The sequence below is a fragment of the Anaerospora sp. genome (assembly GCF_032013335.1).
In the GTDB taxonomy this organism is placed as follows: domain Bacteria; phylum Bacillota; class Negativicutes; order Sporomusales; family DSM-15969; genus Anaerospora.
Genome location: NZ_DALZUO010000005.1, coordinates 32,259 through 49,124, shown reverse-complemented (window position 1 = coordinate 49,124; position 16,866 = coordinate 32,259). Strand labels below are relative to the sequence as shown.

The 16,866-nt window shown below is 42.0% G+C and carries 17 protein-coding genes; 4 read left to right on the top strand and 13 right to left on the bottom strand.

Annotated features, from left to right (window positions below; translation table 11 throughout):
* Positions 1-18: 18 nt before the first annotated feature.
* The 3 genes from RTR76_RS06185 to RTR76_RS06175 are packed head-to-tail and all read right to left on the bottom strand — an operon-like array spanning position 19 to position 1,660.
* Entirely contained in the window at positions 19-591 is a 573-nt protein-coding gene (locus tag RTR76_RS06185; RefSeq protein ID WP_312517978.1) for a GDSL-type esterase/lipase family protein, read from the bottom strand.
* A 1-nt stretch (position 592) separates the two neighbouring features.
* A complete protein-coding gene (locus RTR76_RS06180) occupies positions 593-1,177 on the bottom strand; it encodes a nitroreductase (protein ID WP_312517974.1) in 585 nt (194 codons plus the stop codon).
* Between the two features lie 36 nt (positions 1,178-1,213).
* Positions 1,214-1,660 (bottom strand): CBS domain-containing protein, encoded by a 447-nt coding sequence (locus RTR76_RS06175; protein ID WP_312517972.1) that lies wholly within the window; start codon positions 1,658-1,660, stop codon positions 1,214-1,216.
* 206 nt (positions 1,661-1,866) lie between these two features.
* Here RTR76_RS06175 and RTR76_RS06170 point away from each other — a divergent pair, with 206 nt between their 5' ends.
* The gene (locus RTR76_RS06170) at positions 1,867-2,478 is read left to right on the top strand and encodes a LysE family transporter (RefSeq protein WP_312517969.1); all 612 of its coding nucleotides are present in this window, start codon (positions 1,867-1,869) and stop codon (positions 2,476-2,478) included.
* Between the two features lie 45 nt (positions 2,479-2,523).
* On the opposite strand, the gene RTR76_RS06165 is transcribed toward RTR76_RS06170, so the two are convergent.
* From RTR76_RS06165 to RTR76_RS06155, 3 genes are all read right to left on the bottom strand, one after another.
* Positions 2,524-3,783, bottom strand: coding sequence for a saccharopine dehydrogenase family protein (locus RTR76_RS06165; protein ID WP_312517966.1), 1,260 nt, complete (start codon positions 3,781-3,783; stop codon positions 2,524-2,526).
* Between the two features lie 29 nt (positions 3,784-3,812).
* Positions 3,813-4,913 carry a carboxynorspermidine decarboxylase gene (gene nspC, locus RTR76_RS06160; protein WP_312517963.1) on the bottom strand — a complete coding sequence of 367 codons (1,101 nt, stop codon included), beginning with the start codon at positions 4,911-4,913 and terminating at the stop codon, positions 3,813-3,815.
* Between the two features lie 353 nt (positions 4,914-5,266).
* On the bottom strand, positions 5,267-6,001 hold the full coding sequence (locus RTR76_RS06155; RefSeq protein ID WP_312518345.1) for an IclR family transcriptional regulator: 735 nt from the start codon (positions 5,999-6,001) through the stop codon (positions 5,267-5,269).
* A gap of 426 nt (positions 6,002-6,427) precedes the next feature.
* On the opposite strand from RTR76_RS06155, the gene RTR76_RS06150 reads away from it, so the two are divergent.
* Positions 6,428-8,185 carry a hypothetical protein gene (locus RTR76_RS06150; RefSeq protein ID WP_312517961.1) on the top strand — a complete coding sequence of 586 codons (1,758 nt, stop codon included), beginning with the start codon at positions 6,428-6,430 and terminating at the stop codon, positions 8,183-8,185.
* A 110-nt stretch (positions 8,186-8,295) separates the two neighbouring features.
* Here RTR76_RS06150 and buk read toward each other — a convergent pair whose 3' ends face one another.
* Both buk and RTR76_RS06140 read right to left on the bottom strand, forming a co-directional pair.
* Entirely contained in the window at positions 8,296-9,369 is a 1,074-nt protein-coding gene (gene buk / locus RTR76_RS06145) for a butyrate kinase (protein WP_312517958.1), read from the bottom strand.
* A 12-nt stretch (positions 9,370-9,381) separates the two neighbouring features.
* A complete protein-coding gene (locus tag RTR76_RS06140; RefSeq protein ID WP_312517956.1) occupies positions 9,382-10,284 on the bottom strand; it encodes a phosphate butyryltransferase in 903 nt (300 codons plus the stop codon).
* A 271-nt stretch (positions 10,285-10,555) separates the two neighbouring features.
* Here RTR76_RS06140 and RTR76_RS06135 point away from each other — a divergent pair, with 271 nt between their 5' ends.
* Together RTR76_RS06135 and RTR76_RS06130 are read left to right on the top strand one after the other, a co-directional pair.
* The gene (locus RTR76_RS06135) at positions 10,556-11,953 is read left to right on the top strand and encodes a hypothetical protein (RefSeq protein WP_312517954.1); all 1,398 of its coding nucleotides are present in this window, start codon (positions 10,556-10,558) and stop codon (positions 11,951-11,953) included.
* Between the two features lie 120 nt (positions 11,954-12,073).
* Positions 12,074-13,288 (top strand): SLC13 family permease, encoded by a 1,215-nt coding sequence (locus RTR76_RS06130; protein ID WP_312517951.1) that lies wholly within the window; start codon positions 12,074-12,076, stop codon positions 13,286-13,288.
* A gap of 136 nt (positions 13,289-13,424) precedes the next feature.
* On the opposite strand, the gene RTR76_RS06125 is transcribed toward RTR76_RS06130, so the two are convergent.
* The 5 genes from RTR76_RS06125 to folE2 form a co-directional block, all read right to left on the bottom strand.
* A complete protein-coding gene (locus RTR76_RS06125; protein ID WP_312517948.1) occupies positions 13,425-14,132 on the bottom strand; it encodes a carboxypeptidase regulatory-like domain-containing protein in 708 nt (235 codons plus the stop codon).
* A 54-nt stretch (positions 14,133-14,186) separates the two neighbouring features.
* Entirely contained in the window at positions 14,187-14,945 is a 759-nt protein-coding gene (locus tag RTR76_RS06120; protein WP_312517945.1) for a transposase, read from the bottom strand.
* A 74-nt stretch (positions 14,946-15,019) separates the two neighbouring features.
* The gene (locus tag RTR76_RS06115; protein ID WP_312517942.1) at positions 15,020-15,613 is read right to left on the bottom strand and encodes a 7-carboxy-7-deazaguanine synthase QueE; all 594 of its coding nucleotides are present in this window, start codon (positions 15,611-15,613) and stop codon (positions 15,020-15,022) included.
* A complete protein-coding gene (gene queD / locus RTR76_RS06110; RefSeq protein WP_312517939.1) occupies positions 15,610-15,996 on the bottom strand; it encodes a 6-carboxytetrahydropterin synthase QueD in 387 nt (128 codons plus the stop codon). Before queD ends, RTR76_RS06115 begins: the two co-directional genes overlap by 4 nt.
* Positions 15,997-16,027: 31 nt before the next feature.
* The gene (folE2, locus tag RTR76_RS06105) at positions 16,028-16,810 is read right to left on the bottom strand and encodes a GTP cyclohydrolase FolE2 (RefSeq protein ID WP_312517936.1); all 783 of its coding nucleotides are present in this window, start codon (positions 16,808-16,810) and stop codon (positions 16,028-16,030) included.
* Between the last annotated feature and the right edge of the window lie 56 nt (positions 16,811-16,866).

Here is a 16,866-nt window from a genome sequence, read left to right as displayed (position 1 = left end):
AATTAGCTTGTTAGTAAATTATTTCAGTTCCGCATCTTTTTTATGCATCATAAGGCTTCTCTCCATAAACTCAATTGCAACTGCTGCCATTACCTCATAACCTGCCTTGTTCGGATGAACTCCATCGCAGTATAGGCAGTCCTTACTGCCCAAACCGCCTTCACCGGCCATAGCAGAATAAAAATCAATGACATCTATAAATTGAGCATATGCAATTGTACGAAGCTGATCCCGGTATTCGCTAAGCTGTTCTTCCGCCCACAAGTCACTGCAGGGTATCGGCAAACCAAGAATAGGAGTTATGCCGTTGTCCCGGGATGACGCAATGATACGCACAATGTTATCCAGTATTTCTTTCGTACTGACTGACTCAAAAACATCATTGGTTCCTCCCATGACAATGACATGGGTAGGATGATAATAGCTGACATCCCGGATAAAGCGCTGCATCATTTGACTGGTTGTATCGCCGTTTACACCACAGTTCAGATACTCCAGTCCAAAATGCCGCGCCGCTATATCCAGCCAGGAAGCACACGGGGAGTACGGAAAGCCGTACGTTATTGAATCACCAATAGCAGCAATTTTCATATTACCGTACCAAATTCACTGTGCCAGGTTTCCGAAGCGGAGCCGGTGGCTGAGGACCATCCGGATATCCTATGGCAGCGGCTCCGCAAACAAAGTGATCTTCGGGAATACCAAGCTGGGTTAGGGCAGCCCTGACTTCCGGTACCGCACAAAGCCAGGCTAACTGATTGACCCAGCAGCTGCCAAGTCCCAAAGAATGAGCTGTAAGAAAAATATTTTCCAGTGCTAAGCCACTGTCTGCCATTGCATTCGGATAGTCTTGTTTATTGGTAACAACAATCAGAGTAGGCGCATGATAATAAAAACAGTAGTGCTCCTTTTCTGCTGCTTGTTTACTCCTTATTTTAGCCGGGTATTCGTGTTCATCAAATGTAGCACCCGCAAAAGCCCGCCGTATAAGCTGGTTAAGTTCGCTGAGTATTTCCTGCTTTTGAATAACAGTAAAAAGCCATGATTGGCTGTTGCTGCCGCTAGGCGCATATTGAGCGGCTTCTATAATTGACCCTAAAGCCTCATCGGTGATCTGCCGTTTATCATATTTGCGGATGCTTCTTCTTGTTTTGATATTTTGAATAATGTCATTCATATCTTAACCTCCTTACTGCTATTAGGGACTATTCACTTATAGCAGCAGGCATTTTACAATATCAGCCCTACTGATGATACCAATGATCCGCTCACCCTCCATTACGGGTACCCGCTTGATTCCATGTTCAAGCATTAACTTTACAATATCCTCTACTTCTTGTTCGGCTGTAACTGTGATTACCTTATCTGTCATAATATTTAAGGCCTGACTGGCCATCATTTTTTTAAAGTCTTCATTGTACTGCTCTACTCCGTTATAATAGATAATTGCCCCTAAAATATTAACGGCATGAGGCAGGCGCGGGTTTGTTTCCTTATGTAACAAATCGCCTTCTGTAACCATTCCCATTAGATGACCAGCTTCATCGACTACTGGTACTCCTGATATTTTATTATCAATAAGCACTCGGGCAATTTCTTCGATAGTTGCATGCTGTTTGATCGTAATTACTTCTGTCACCATAATATCCTTAGCTTTCATTACATTCACCTCTATCTATTTATTGGAGTAAAAAAATATATATGTGTTATTAATAATCATTTTCGATATCTGCTGTTTTTATCCTGCTTCTTATTTTCCCAGGTGCTTGTCATACTATCCGTTTTACATTCGCATGAAATGAATTCATGTTCCTTTAACCATCATATTCCATTATAATATAGAAAACTATGATTAGGAGAGGACACATGGTACAAGCATTTTTGCATGGACTTATCTTGGCACTTGGACTAATACTTCCTCTAGGAGTACAGAATTTATTTGTCTTTCAACAGGGAGCATCACATACCAGCTTCCTTCATGTATTGCCCGTTATTTTTACTGCAGCCCTATGTGATACGGCCTTAATATTACTAGCAGTACAGGGAGTATCCTTATTTTTGCTGAAATTTCCACTTTTTAAGCTTATACTATTGACAATTGGTATCCTATTTTTAACTTACATGGGCTGGATTACCTGGAATGACACTCATGATACCAATACTGAAGCAGCTGCAGAGAAAATATCACCTCGCCAACAAATCATCTTTGCTGCCTCCGTATCGCTGCTAAACCCTCATGCCGTAATGGATACAATCGGTGTAATCGGTACGAGTTCCAGCAGTTATGAGGGAATTGAAAAATCCTTGTTCACCTTTGCCTGTATTGCAGTTTCCTGGGTTTGGTTCTTTTTGCTGGCGGTTGCCGGCAGATTCATCGGCCGCCAGACGCACTTCGCCGAGTGGCGTCACCGGATTAATCAGGTCTCAGCAGTATTTATGTGGTTGTCTGCCGGAGCGATGGCCTATAGTGCATTGTAAAAGAATAGAACCCTCCTGGTAAATACCAGGAGGGTTTTGTCATTTTCAAATAGATTCGATAGATTTTATTACCGGAGCTTCAAATGCCACTGGCGCTTCAAGCACTTGAGTAGGCAAGCCCATTGTATCCAACAGCTTGATAAATGGAGTGGGATCCAATTCTTCTACATTCACCATTTGCTTAGCATCCCATTCACCGCGGGCAACCAGAATAGCAGCAGCTACTGCCGGTACTCCGGCTGTATAGCTGATAGCCTGAGACTCCACTTCCTGGTAACACTCGGCATGATCACAAATATTGTATATAAAAATTTCCCGTTTCTCATTGTTTTTAGTACCACGGATAAAGTTGCCAATGCAAGTTTTACCGGTATATCCGGGGGCTAGTGAAGATGGATCAGGCAATAATGCCTTTAAGATCTTAATTGGAGCAATTTCCACGCCTTCAGCTATTTTTACCGGCACTTCCGAAGTAAGACCAATGTTAGTCAGAACAGAAAACACATTCAAGTAATGATCGCCAAAGCCCATCCAGAAACGAATCGAATTGGCATCAATATTTTTAGAAAGGGAATGCAGCTCATCATGTCCGGTTAGATAAACCGGGCAGCTTCCAACGACAGGAAAATCATAGTCGACTCTAATAGAATGAACCTTCTGAAGCACCCATTGGCGGTCAACCCAGGTCCATACTTTTTTAAACTCGCGGAAATTAATCTCAGGGTCGAAATTGGTAGCAAAATATTTGCCGTGGCTGCCGGCATTTACGTCCAATATATCAATGGTATCGATTGTATCGAAATATTCTTTCTGAGCCAAAGCGCACCAGGCATTTACCACTCCGGGATCAAAACCAATTCCTAAGATGGCGGTAATCCCTTTTTCCGCACAACGTTCCTTGCGCTTCCACTCATAATTGGCATACCAGGGTGGATTTTCACAAACTTTATCCGGTTCTTCATGAATGGCAGTATCCATGTATACTGCGCCGGTTTGAATGCATGCCTCCAACACTGACATATTAATATAGGACTGCCCAACATTAATAACCATTTCTGATTTCGTCTCTTGAATTAACTGAACTAAAGCAGGGATATTCAATGCATCCACTTCACGTGAATACAATTTTTTCGACGGATCTTTCAGATGGTTTTTGCGCAATATGCTTTCAATTATGGCATCACATTTTTGCTGGGTAAGTGAAGCTATGCAGATATCGCCCAAGATATCATTATTCATCGCACATTTATGGGCGACCACATGACCCACTCCACCAGCACCTACAATTAAGACATTTCTTCTCATTTCTTTCCTCCTGTACCTGTGTAAAATATTTAAGATAAACTATTTAGGAAATCTGTATAACTAAATTTGCGGATAACTTCAACAGAACCATCCAGCCTGCGCACCGCGATAGCTGGCATCTGCAGTCCATTAAACCAATTCTTCTTAACCATAGTATAGCCGGCTGCATCGGCAAACCGGATCTCACTACCAATTTGAAGCTTGTCAGCAAAGTGAAATGTTCCAAAAACATCTCCAGCCAGACAAGACCGGCCGGCAACCATATATGGATATTCAGTAGCTTCGGAATCAACCTTGGCAGACAGCCGGTAAATTAATAAATCCAGCATATGCCCTTCTACTGATGCATCAACAATCGCAATATCCATTTCATTGTGTACCAGATCAACTACCTTGGTTACCAGTTCAGCACAACCTGTAATAGCACTTTCGCCCGGCTCCAAATATACCTGTACATCATACTTGCAGGCAAATTCAGCTAACTTTTCGCTAAATTTTTCTATTGGATAACCTTCTTTGGTAAAATACAAGCCGCCGCCAAGGCTTACCCATTGGAGCTCTTTAAGCATGTCCCCATACTCTTCCCCAATGGCATCCAGTTGCTGAGTGAAAGCATCAAAATCGTCATTCTCACAATTATAATGAAACATCAGTCCGCTTAAACGGGGAATTTGCTTTGCCAACTCAGACTTGTCCACAACGCCTAAGCGAGAAAACTTCCGGGCAGGGTCGGCTAGATCAAAATGAGAATGGCTAACTCCCGGATTCACGCGCAAACCGAGTTTAGCGGATTTTACAACATCATAATATCTTTCCAATTGCGATATAGAGTTGAAGATAATTTTATCGGCATACTCACTTACAGCAACAACATCCTCTTCTGAGTAACCAACACAATAAGCATGCGTTTCTTTGCCGAATTTTTCAAAGCCAAGACGGGCTTCATAAAGAGAACTGGAAGTGGTACCGTCCATATATTCACGCATTAAGTCAAAAACACACCAGGTTGAAAAACACTTTAGTGCCAATACTGATTTGGCTCCCGAAAGCTCTCGAACCTTTTGAATGATTTCTAAATTGCGTAATAGTTTTTTTTCATCAATCAGGTAATACGGGGTAGTAATCTGCATTTTACATCTCCTCTGGCTAAGCATACCAATATCAAAATAAGCTCCCCAGTCCCCTCAGACCTGTCATCAGGCAGGTCTAACGAAACAAAGCAGCAGAGAAAACTTCATCTGTGATTGCTTTCTTAAACTATAAATTTTCTACGACATTAATAATACCAAAAATGTTCCCGTTTGTCGATTATTCTTTAAAAACAATCAAATTTTCTTATAAAAAGTCATTTGACGCTGAAATATTGTATTTTTACACCATATGTTTCAAAAAAACTTTGTTTTTTGTTAAATTATTGCATTACATTACGTTAAGACATGAACAAAGAGGCGATACATGCAGCAGCATGTACGCCTCTTTGATTTTAGAATGCAACCGCCAGTCTTTCCTGTATATTTTTTTGTGCCCCAATAACAAGTGGCAAATAGCTGTTTACTACTGCATCATCCATCCGGTATTTTGGTGCACTTAAACTCACGGCGCCATATAAATGGCCTTTGGCCGCGAGAGGAACTGCAATGCAGCGTATATCGTCTTCATGCTCGCTGTTATCTATTGCATAGCCCTGTTCTTTTATTTTTTTGATTTCTGCTATCAATAATTGTTTATCAGTAATGGTACTGGCAGTATATTGCTCTAGCTTCGTGTCATTAAAATACTGCTCTAATGCCTCACTTGAAAATGTGGATAACATGGCTTTCCCCATTCCCGTACAATAAAGCGGCGCCGTCCTGCCAATCCGTGATATCGTTCGAACTGCCTGGGTACTCTCGAGTTTCGCCACATAAATCAAGCTTTCCTCGCTCAATACAGCCAAATGGACAGTCTCATCTGTTTCCTTATTAAGCTTATCCAAAAAAGGAGCAGTCAGGTTCACAATATCTAAACTCTGTAAGGAGTTGTGTGCAATTTTAATGAATCCAAAACCAAGCTTGTAGCGGGAGTCGTGTAAAGACTTCTCAACAAAGCCGATTAACTGCAGTGTCTCTAATAACTTAAATACTGTAGTTTTATTCATCTGCGTTTGCCGTGCTATTTCGCTTGTACCTTGTCCCTGGGGCTGAGTGCCTAAATACTCCAGTATTTTTACCGCTTTAATTAGTGCAGTTCCATATGGACTGTTCGCTTGTTCTTTACTGTCTATGATATACCGCCCCCTGCCCTAATTTTTCAAAATGCCGTCACATTATTATAACTTCATTACGTTTTTTACGGAAGAGGCTATCTTTTTCCACGATGTGAACTATTTTTGCAAATTGGCACAACAAGCGACTAAATAGATTGAATAATCTCCCTATTAGTTTTATAATTTACTCAAATAATAAACATCGTTTCTGTATAATAAACAATTATAGCAAACTAGTACTATCATTACGAAAGGAGTTGGGAATGATGCGCTGGGAATTATGTGCTGGATTGTTGTTATTAGCTTTTTCCTTTTGGCGGTTTTCCGTATTCTTACGGCAATGCAACAACGAAAGACGTTTTTTCTCACGAAAACTTTAGCAAATGGAGGATGAGTATCATGAATAATGCCAAGAGCAAAATTTTTGATCGCAAAGTAGTTATTCAAATTAAAGAACGTATATGTGAAACGCCGGAAGAATTAGTTGACAGCGAATTATTTAAACGTGTACTAACCATTATGCTGAGCGAGCTAGGCAGGCGCCAATCGCGTCTTCTGGACATCTTCAACAACAAGAACCTGATCACAGAAAGCGACACAGCAATCCTGATCAGCACCATACGGGCTCTGATTAAATTACCTATTAGCCAGGTTCCGAGTATTGTGCCCCAGTCAGAGCAATTTACACGGGACCCTCATTTACTGGAAGAATTTCTGCGGTATTTTTATAATTATTGGCGCAATTTTGATCGTTTTCTTATCTGCCATTCCAGCGATGATGACTTGGATAAGCGCCCCTACCGGACTTTCCACACTAGTGCTGAACAGCTTATGCATCTTGTCCGCGCTGTATGGCGCAGTGTATATGACAATGTAAGCGGCTGCCATCCCAATATTTTTCGTCAAGTATCTTCAGGTGCCGGTGTTGCTGCGATTACTACTACCAAAGCATTGCTGCAGACCGCTGGCTATGAATCGCTGAACGCTATCCCTGTTATCCGTGACATCATGTTATTTCCGCCACTAGTAATTGATCCACCAATGAATAAGCGTACCGGCCAGTTTATTGAGGTAGCTGACAACCCGCTTCACCGGACAAAGCTTAATCCTGACGAGTGGCTGTGTTATCCCGCACGGATTGGGGATATGCTGATCAACCTCTACTTTCATGAAACTTTTTATGATTTAGGCTTCGCACTAACTAACTTATTTGAATTAGCTGATGATCAGGTTTTAGCGCAGAAAAAGCCGGATGCGATTTGCTTATTTGGCTTACAAGGCTCAGCGCTTGACGAGTATGGCGTCTTTCCTACGGTGTATTTTGATGACGACGCCAATAATCTCTTAGTTGGAGCTATTCCCGGACGTCCCGAGTTTGGTTACTTCGGCTATTTAAAAAAGATGGCGCTAACCCTGCACAATATTTGTGTCATGAAAAACCAGCGCCTGCCTTTCCATGGCGCGCTGTTTCATATTATCCTGAAAACAGGTAAAAAAGCCACTGTCCTGGTCATGGGTGATACCGGTACCGGTAAGTCTGAGACGCTCGAATCTCTCCGTGTTTTAGGAGACGATATTCAGGATATTATTGTCATTGCCGATGATATGGGTTCATTGGATATTGATAGCAGTAACAGAATCATTGGCTATGGAACAGAAGTAGGCGCATTTATCCGCCTCGATGATCTTCAGCCAGGCTATGCTTTCGGACAAATTGATCGCACTATTATTATGAATGCCGGTCAAACGAATGCCCGTGTCGTATTGCCAATCACCTCCTATAAGCATGTCGTTCAGGGCTATCCGGTAGATATTGTGCTTTACGCCAATAACTTTGAAGCAGTTGATGACGCTCACCCTGCAATTCGCGAATTTCCCACTATCCAGAAGGCTTTTGAAGTATTCCGGTCAGGAGCAGCAATGAGTAAGGGTACTACCACTTCTTCCGGTCTGGTTCACTCTTATTTCGCCAACGTCTTTGGCCCAGCTCAATACCCCGGGCTGCACGATGAAATCGCCAAACGCTATTTCCATACTTTTAGTGCTACCGGCTTGTTCGTCGGCGAAATGCGTACACAGCTTAGTATTCCGTCCTGGGAACAGAAAGGACCTGAAAAAGCAGCTCATGCCTTGCTTGATTTAATACGCAGCAGATAAAACGAAATTGTAGGAATTATAATAAAGATGGCATCAGCTTTAGTGTTAAGCTGATGCCATCTTTTATTTCCTGTTCTTGGTAAAAGTCGTTTTTACACTAGCTTGCATCTTTAATACTCTTTTGCTGTCTCTTCACCTTTAAGCACTCTCAAAGCTCCTTCTGTTAAAGCAATCATTTCATTCTCACCGGGAACAACCTTAACTTCTGCAATAAAACGAACCCGTTCGGCAATCAACCGGACAAGCATTTGATCATACGCCAGTCCTCCGGTTAGTACAATAGCATCTACATTGCCATATAGTACAGCTGCATCTGCAGCTATTTCCTTAGCGATCTGATAGGCCATAGCTTCGTACACTAATTTGGCTTTTCCATCGCCAGCTTCTATCCTTTTTACCACTTCCCGGCCGTCATTTGTGCCTAAATAGGCAACTAAGCCACCCTTGCCAGCAATTAATTTTTTAACCTCATTTTGCGTATATCTCCCGCAAAAGCATAGCTCAAGCATATGACCTGTGGGCACTGATCCTACTCTTTCGGGTGAAAATGGACCTTCGCCATAGAGAGCGTCGTTCACATCGATGACTCTTCCTCCCTGGTGAACGCCTACCGTTATACCTCCGCCCATGTGCGCAATAATTAGATTAGCTTGATCATAGGGTTTACCTAGTTCTTTTGAAATTCGCCTTGCAACAGCTTTCTGATTTAGTGCATGAAATATGCTCCTTCGGTCATAGCCGGGCAAGCCGGATACTCTTGCGATATCAGCAAGCTCATCAACTACAACAGGGTCTACAATATAGGAAGGTATACCCAGTTTATCGCCTATCTCTTTAGCAATAACACCGCCTAAATTAGAGGCATGCTCTCCTCTTTCAGCAAGACGCAAAGCGTCCAGCATGGCAGCATTAACTGCATAAGTACCACCTGCAATAGCTTTTAAAAGTCCGCCGCGCCCAACTACTGCATCCAGGCTTTCAAGGGGCACGTCTTTTTCAGCAAGTATCTGCAGAATTCCGCTTTTTCTAAATTCATATTGATCAATAATAGTGTCAAAGGGAGACAGTTCTTCATTTGAATACCTGACAACCTGTTCAAATAGCAAATTCTCATTGTCATAGACGGCAATTTTAGTTGATGTTGACCCCGGATTAATTGCTAGCACCCTTAATATATCTTTCATATTTAACTCCTCCTACTTACTTGCCATTAATATCCCAATTGCGATGGAATTTAGCTTTGCAATATCAGAATCGGCTCTTGAAGTCAAAACAATCGGTGCTTTTGCGCCAACAACAATCCCTGCGATTTTACCTTTGGCAAAAAATACGATGGACTTGTAGAGCATATTTCCCGGCTCGATAAATGGCATAACCAAAATATCAGCATTGCCTGCCACAGGATTGGTAATGCCCTTATGCTGTGCCGCTTCAAGAGACACAGCATTGTCCAACGCAAGTGGTCCGGCTACCAGACAACCGGATAAATCACCACATTCATTCATCTTTACTAATGCTTCAGCATCAACCGTTGCCTTCATTTTGGGATTAACTTTCTCAACAGCACAAATACAGGCCACTTTGGGGTTATCATTCCCCAATGCATTAGCAACCTGCACTCCATTTTGAATAATTTGTTTTTTGGTAGTTAAATCAGGTTCGATATTCATTGCTGCATCAGTAATATAGAACAATCTGTCATATCCCGCTATATCAGCTACAGCAACATGAGATAATACATTTTCTGTCCTTAGTCCAATATCTTTATCAAGCACTGCTTTTAAAATTATGGCAGTATCAACAAGTCCCTTCATGAGGACCTGTGCTTTGCCTTCTGAAACAAGTTTTACTGCTGTTCTGCATGCCTGAACAATGTCGGGTTGTTCAATTATTGTAAATACACTTATATCGAGAGAATTTTCTTGTGCAATCTGCCGGATTTGCTTCACGTCTCCTACCAATATAGCCTCAGCAATACCTAGATCTTTGGCATTTTTCACTGCAAGGAGCACTTCAAGATCTTGTGCTACTGCTACTGCAATCGTTTTAGGCCCCTTTTGCTGAGCAGTTTGGATAATTTCTTCAAAGCTTTTAATCATATTTCAGATCTCCCCCTAAATATGAAAATACAGGTGAGTTTGCCCCGTCACCTAAAAACGTCTATTTTCAGCTACTATATAATGTCTTATTATTCTCTGCAGCTGCTTTTCCTGCAGGTTGGTACTTGTTTCCGTAACAAAAAATATTCTCCTCTAAAGCTGCCCGGGATATTATTTCCAAAACCAGTGGCGTTACCCTTTTTCTTGTTGGGCGTTAAATAAGACATACGTGACAACAAAAAGTTCACAAGATAAAAAGGAGAGACGACAAATGAACTCAAAATATAAAAAACTAGTTATAGCAATCACAGGAGCTGCGTTTATAGCCGGGGGACTTTCACCAGTATTTCCTCACGCCCTTGCTGCAATAAAGTGGGAGAAAAAGCTTCCTCAAACACAGGCTGCTGCCACTCCAATTGCTGAGGAAGAAACTCCTTCAGCAATAACTGATCCCCTGCAGGAAACTCAAGATAACGAGCAAATCATGAATACAGAAGCGGTAATAACAGAAAGCAATGATGCTGTGCGGCGCGTTGTGATTAGCAGCATAGGCAAACAAACAGCTGTTGCACCAATTGAACAGGTAATTGCAGACAAGCTTCAGCAAGAAGTTGAAAGAGGTAACCAACAGTGGCTGCTTGATCCGGTAGCAGTAGTAAAAAACAATGCTGGCAAATATGGCTTTGATGCAAAGAGAGATAGTTTTACTCTTATATCACAGGCAGCAAATAGTCCCTCAAAAACTGGCAAAGCCTATGTTCTTGTTGGTCATAGCACCGCATTTTATATAGTTGAATTAGTACAGCCTGCCAGCTCGAGCCATAACAAGATCTGGCATATTATCTCCATCAAAGAAGCTACCGTGAATCAGCCGCAAAAACCGAATAAACCGGATGTGGGTCCTGGTGTAGAAGGACTTGATTATGATCGCGTCATCAAATGGCAGCAGGCTGTCGATGCCGGACGGGAGCTGTGGCGTCTTAACCCCATGGAGGTTGCTAAGAATGAAGGAAAAAATTATGGTTTCTCCAATAAAGATCAATTTACTATTATCCGTAAACTGAATAGCAGTCCCCTATCCAGACACGGACAAATCGATGTTGAAGTAATTCATAACGACAAAAAATATACGATGATTCTTGTTAAGCCCTTTGGCGGAAATGATGCTATCTGGACGACTTACAAGGTGACAGGAACAGTTATCAAACCAGGTACTCCTGTTATTACTGAAAAAGTACTCTACTCAACTGATAAGTATAAAAATTGGCAATGGTTTCTGCCTCAATATCCACAAGGCACGGGCGTAGCAGCAATGTATAGCTATGATCTTCAAGCCAAAAGCATCAAGTTGCAGCAAGTGCCGCAAACTGTTATCGATAAACTGCAAAATGTCGATCTTACGAATAAGGTAGCTTTGGTGGCCTATCTAGGTGGAACTTCTTCCAGTAATAACATTGGCATTGAGAAAGTAACGGTAAAGGGCTCAGACTTAACCGTCACAGTAAAAACAAGAAGCCCCCGTATTGATGCTCCTATGACTATGGATTATGTTAATCCCTCGGATTATGTGCTAATCGATCGCAAACTATTTGAGACTACCGGAGATATGAACGTAACATTTATTGATCAAAACAAAAAAGTATTAGGGAACATGAAAATTAGTCTGTAATATTAAAAACACCCCTATAGCTTGCAACTGCAAGTTATAGGGGTGTTTTGTGCCCATAGCAAGCTGCCATAAGCATGCTATAATAATAGGTAATTCTTCAAATCAAAGGTGGCTGTTAACGTGGAATATCGGCTAGAAATGGTATGGTCCGGATTAATCTTAGTTACTGTACTCATTATTTTCACACTAGGTAAAAGTCCCATATTTCGGGTAGACCGGGCCGGTGCGGCTATTATTGGAGCCGTAGCCACCGTAGGATCAGGCGTACTGTCCTTCCAGCAGGCAGCTGCAGCAGTCGATTACCGAACGATCATTATTTTATTTTCTATGATGATTGTTGTTGCCAACTTAAAGTTAGCAGGCTTCTTCGATTTAATGGGAAATGCCGTGTGCCGGCAGGTGAACAGTAAAAAGCAATTGCTGTTTGCTATTATTATGGCTAGCGGCATAATGTCGGCATTAGCAATAAATGATATTATTTGCTTGTTGTTTACTCCTGTCGTACTTTTAAGCTGCAGAAAAACCCAATGCAATCCTTTGCCTCATTTATTAGGTGTGGCGATGGCATCCAATATCGGCAGTGCTGCAACACTGCTAGGCAATCCGCAAAATATATTAGTAGGGAGCTTATCGCAATTATCCTTTATCTCTTACTTCCTAACAGCCAGCCCGGTAGCGCTGCTTGGCCTACTTTTAACCTATTTCTCTATCGCCTACTGCTACCGCAATGAGCTGGAAGGCCAATATCACATCGCCCCGCTCACTCATACCAATGTTCATATGTACCTAATCATGAAAACTCTTCTAGTGTTACTGTTGGTGTTAGCAGCCTATATGTTCGGTTTTGATTTGGCACTGTCGGCCAGCCTGGGAGCAGCTTTACTGCTCATTACCAGGCGTGTTAAACCAAATAAAATCTATACCTCCGTTGATTTTAATTTATTAATTATTTTCATTGGACTCTTTATTATTGTAGCCGGTGTCGAACATAGCGGGCTAATGAACTTAGTGGTGGATCAACTGCTTTCTGCAGAAATTACCCATATGGGACTATTTGCGGGCTTGACGCTTATTGTCTCGAATATAGTAAGCAATGTGCCAGCCGTTTTGTTGCTAAAATTTTTTATACCCTCCGCAAATCCGGAATATTGGTGGAAAGCATTAGCTTTGTTTTCCACGTTGGCCGGCAATCTTACCATTACAGGATCTATCGCAAATTTAATTGTCGTAGAAATTGCAAAAGGGGAACATGTTCAAATAACCGCTAAGGATTACTTCAAGGTTGGCTTTCCGCTTACTCTGCTGACAACAGCTATCGGAATAGTATGGTTGTAGTTTTTTAAGGACAGCTGCTTATTAATAGAAAAAGTCATAAAACCCGTAGAAAAGCGTGCAGCTTTCCTACGGGTTTTATGACTTAAATGTGAAAACTACATAGTTCACTCATCCAGTACCGGATAAAGGGCTTGAGTTACTGTGCTTTGTAACGATAAAATCCTGCTATTTTATAATAGCCTGCACGGTTAACCCTATCATTGTATTTTGGATTTCCCCATGCTTGCGTGCCATCATAAACAGCAATAGCAACGCCTCTGCTTTGTGCTCCAATAAACTGTTTTTTTGCCGGATCTATCACGATCCCCATATGCTCTGCCTTATCGGGGGAAGGTCCAAAAAGAATAATATCACCAGGCAGCGGAGTTGATACTTTTTCAAAGTCACCTATCGAAGCTATCTTACTGCAATCCGTATAGGCATAGGCTAAACCTACCTGTTGATAAACTTTGTTGACAAAATGAGAGCAGTCTAATATACGATGAGGAGTTCCTCTATATGTTTTCGCTTTAGCAATTATGGTATCCCGTTTAACTAAAGTAAAGTTATGAGTTGCATCACTCACTAATTTTATGTTTCTACTTGCGGCAACATATCCATTCAGCGAAATCGATATAGCTTGATTCGTCTTAGCCAAACCGGCAATCTTGTAAGAACCATTCATAAGTGTCGTATAGTGCTTTGAACCTACAGTCACCTTAACACCAGATAGAGTTTTGCCAGAACCGTCTTTTACCGTTCCACTGATAGTATAGGTCGGCGCTGCCGCTGCAAAGGCAGGGATTATGGTGCTGAGCAAAATTAAAAGAGCTACAACTAAAACGCGACTGTTTTTCCTAATCATCTTCTTATCCCTTTCGCCTGAAGTGGGACAAGGGGACAGGTCCCTTGTCCCACTTTAAATTCTTCCTATTGAACTTTTTGCAATCCCTGTTATGCGCGCTAACTGACGTACTGTAATCCCCGGTACTTCTTTTATTTTTCTAATCACATTATCGCGTTGATTTTTATTCAGGTTTTGCACGTCACTGCCATTGGCAAATCCCAATTCCCGTAGACAGCCAATGACATCAGCATCTGTTATCACCGCTCTCAATTTATATTCCAAACAATCATCTGCACTCTTTTCATCTATATATCCTTTAAATAAGTCTATAGCCCGAACCTTATCCTCTGAAAAAAGTCCCAAAGGAAAGTCTGTATCTACGATCCTAGGATTTCCGGTATATTCATTATAGCTGCTCCATAAATAGTCTTCCGAATTCTTTGCAATACCTGCTTTGACCGGATTCTGATGGATATAACGCAGAACAGTGAGAAAATATTCATTTGAATCTACAGCTTCACTCTTAAACCGTTCCTGAAATAAATGTCCGCAACGATCGTATCGTTGATTATACCAATATACGTAACTGCTGCTTATCCGCTTTATTATCTGCGCTATAAATTCATTCTTTTCCCTAATCAGCAAATGGATGTGATTGTCCATTAAACAGTAGCTATACACTTCATAGCCACTAATACGTTTATAGTATAATAACGTGTCAATAAACCGCTTCTTATCTTCATGATCATCAAACACATTTTGTTTATTAATGCCTCTAAGTATTACATGATATATCCCCGTCACACTTTTGACCCGAGCCTGCCTTGACATATATCAATCACCTCAAAGTAATAATAACGCATTCGTTTGGGACAAGGGACCTGTCCCCTTGTCCCAGTTAAGCTTTATTCAACATGTAATACTTTGTGCAGTTGAACCCCTACTCGTAAATGCAAATCCGGATTCATAGTAACAAGCGTAAATGCCCGCGAGGCCGATTCGGGCCTCCCGCTTTCCACTTGGAGGTAGATACGCTGCAAAGGAACACGCTCTGTCTGAATTACACCAATTTCAAAGTCATCATCGACTACATATTTTAACTCATCCGCCCTGCAGTTAATTGCATAGTTGCTGCCCGGCTTAGGCGATACGGTAACCCAGTCAATCCCCCATTCGTTCGGTACCGGGTTAGTGCCGTTCGTTTCAAGAGTTACAAACTTGCCGAGTTTCTTCAGTTCCCGCACCAGCGGCCCCAGATCGTGCAGCGTAGGCTCGCCGCCGGTAATAACCACAAGCGGCTGTGTAAATCTCCAGGTGCCAAGAATAGCGTCAACACTAAGTAGACTTGCTGCCTGAACATCAAAGGAGTGTTTCGTATCACACCAGGGACAGCGCAGATTACAGCCGGCAAGACGGATAAAAGAGGCCCCCAGACCTAAAAATGTACCTTCACCTTGAATACTCTCAAATACTTCGACTATTGGATACTGAGTACTCATTGCCCCACCTCAACATAGGAAGTAGGTGACTCCCATAATCGTATTCGGCAGACTTCAACTCCCAGCGGAGATAATTTTTCCTCTAAAACATGATAATAATGATCTGCCAGGTTTTCTGATGTCGTCCGGAAATCATACACATCATTCAGCAGTTTATGGTCGGCCTGCTCGATTATCTCCGTATTTACGATACTCTTCAGATCTCCAAAATCCATGACCATCCCTTCGCTGGACCCTCCCGTCACAAGACCCCCATTCTGCGTCGACACGGTGACCTCCAGCCGATAGGTATGTCCATGAAGGTTAGCACAATTTCCTTTATGTCCAGGCAATGAATGAGCCGAATCGAATGTGAATATTTTTGTTATGCTGATCTTCGCCATGTGTACCTCCTTGCTATAGTTTGCCTATCCGCTACTTGGTCTCCGTGTGGCGTGCATAAGCATTATGGTTGTGTATCGACTCGTAATTGATGCACTCCACATCAAACCAGACAATATCAGGATGGTTCCGAAAAGCCAGCACGGTATCGCGGATAACATCCTCAACAAACTTCGCATTTTCATATGCCAGCTCGGTAACGTATTTCTCATCCTCGCGCTTAAGCAACGGATAAATGGGAGCACTTGCTTGTGCTTCCAGGAGCGCAACGAGGTCCTCCAGCCAGACAAAGCGATCCTGCCTGTACTGAATTTTAGCCCGTATGGTGCTTCGCTGATTATGGGCTCCGTATTTGGAAATTTCCTTGCTGCAGGGGCAAAGGGAGGTCACCGGCACAGCCACACCAAGTATAAATGAAAAGGTACCGTCTTGTAGGATGTCCCCGTAAAAGGTGCAGTCATAATCGAGTACACTGGTGTATTTGCTGACAGGTGCCGTTTTTTTGATGAAATACTTAAATGTCATTTCAATATGAGCTCGCTGTGCTTCTGTCCGTCCGGCAATTTCCCGCAAGATATGACCTACTTCTCTGCTGGAGATTGGCTTTTGCGACCAGTCATTCAATATCTCGATAAACCGGCTCATATGAGTGCCTTTAAAATTATGAGGCAGATCTACTGTCAGCTGAATATTAGCCAATACAGATTGATGCTGTCCATCTTTTGACTGAATAGAAAAAGGCAGATGCACATCGGTAAGGCCAACTTTTTGAATAGCGATTCCCCGGTCATCTCCCATACTTTGAATATCTTTCATATTACACTCCATATAAATTCATATCTTTTATCATAAACTGAAAACTAATGTTTGAA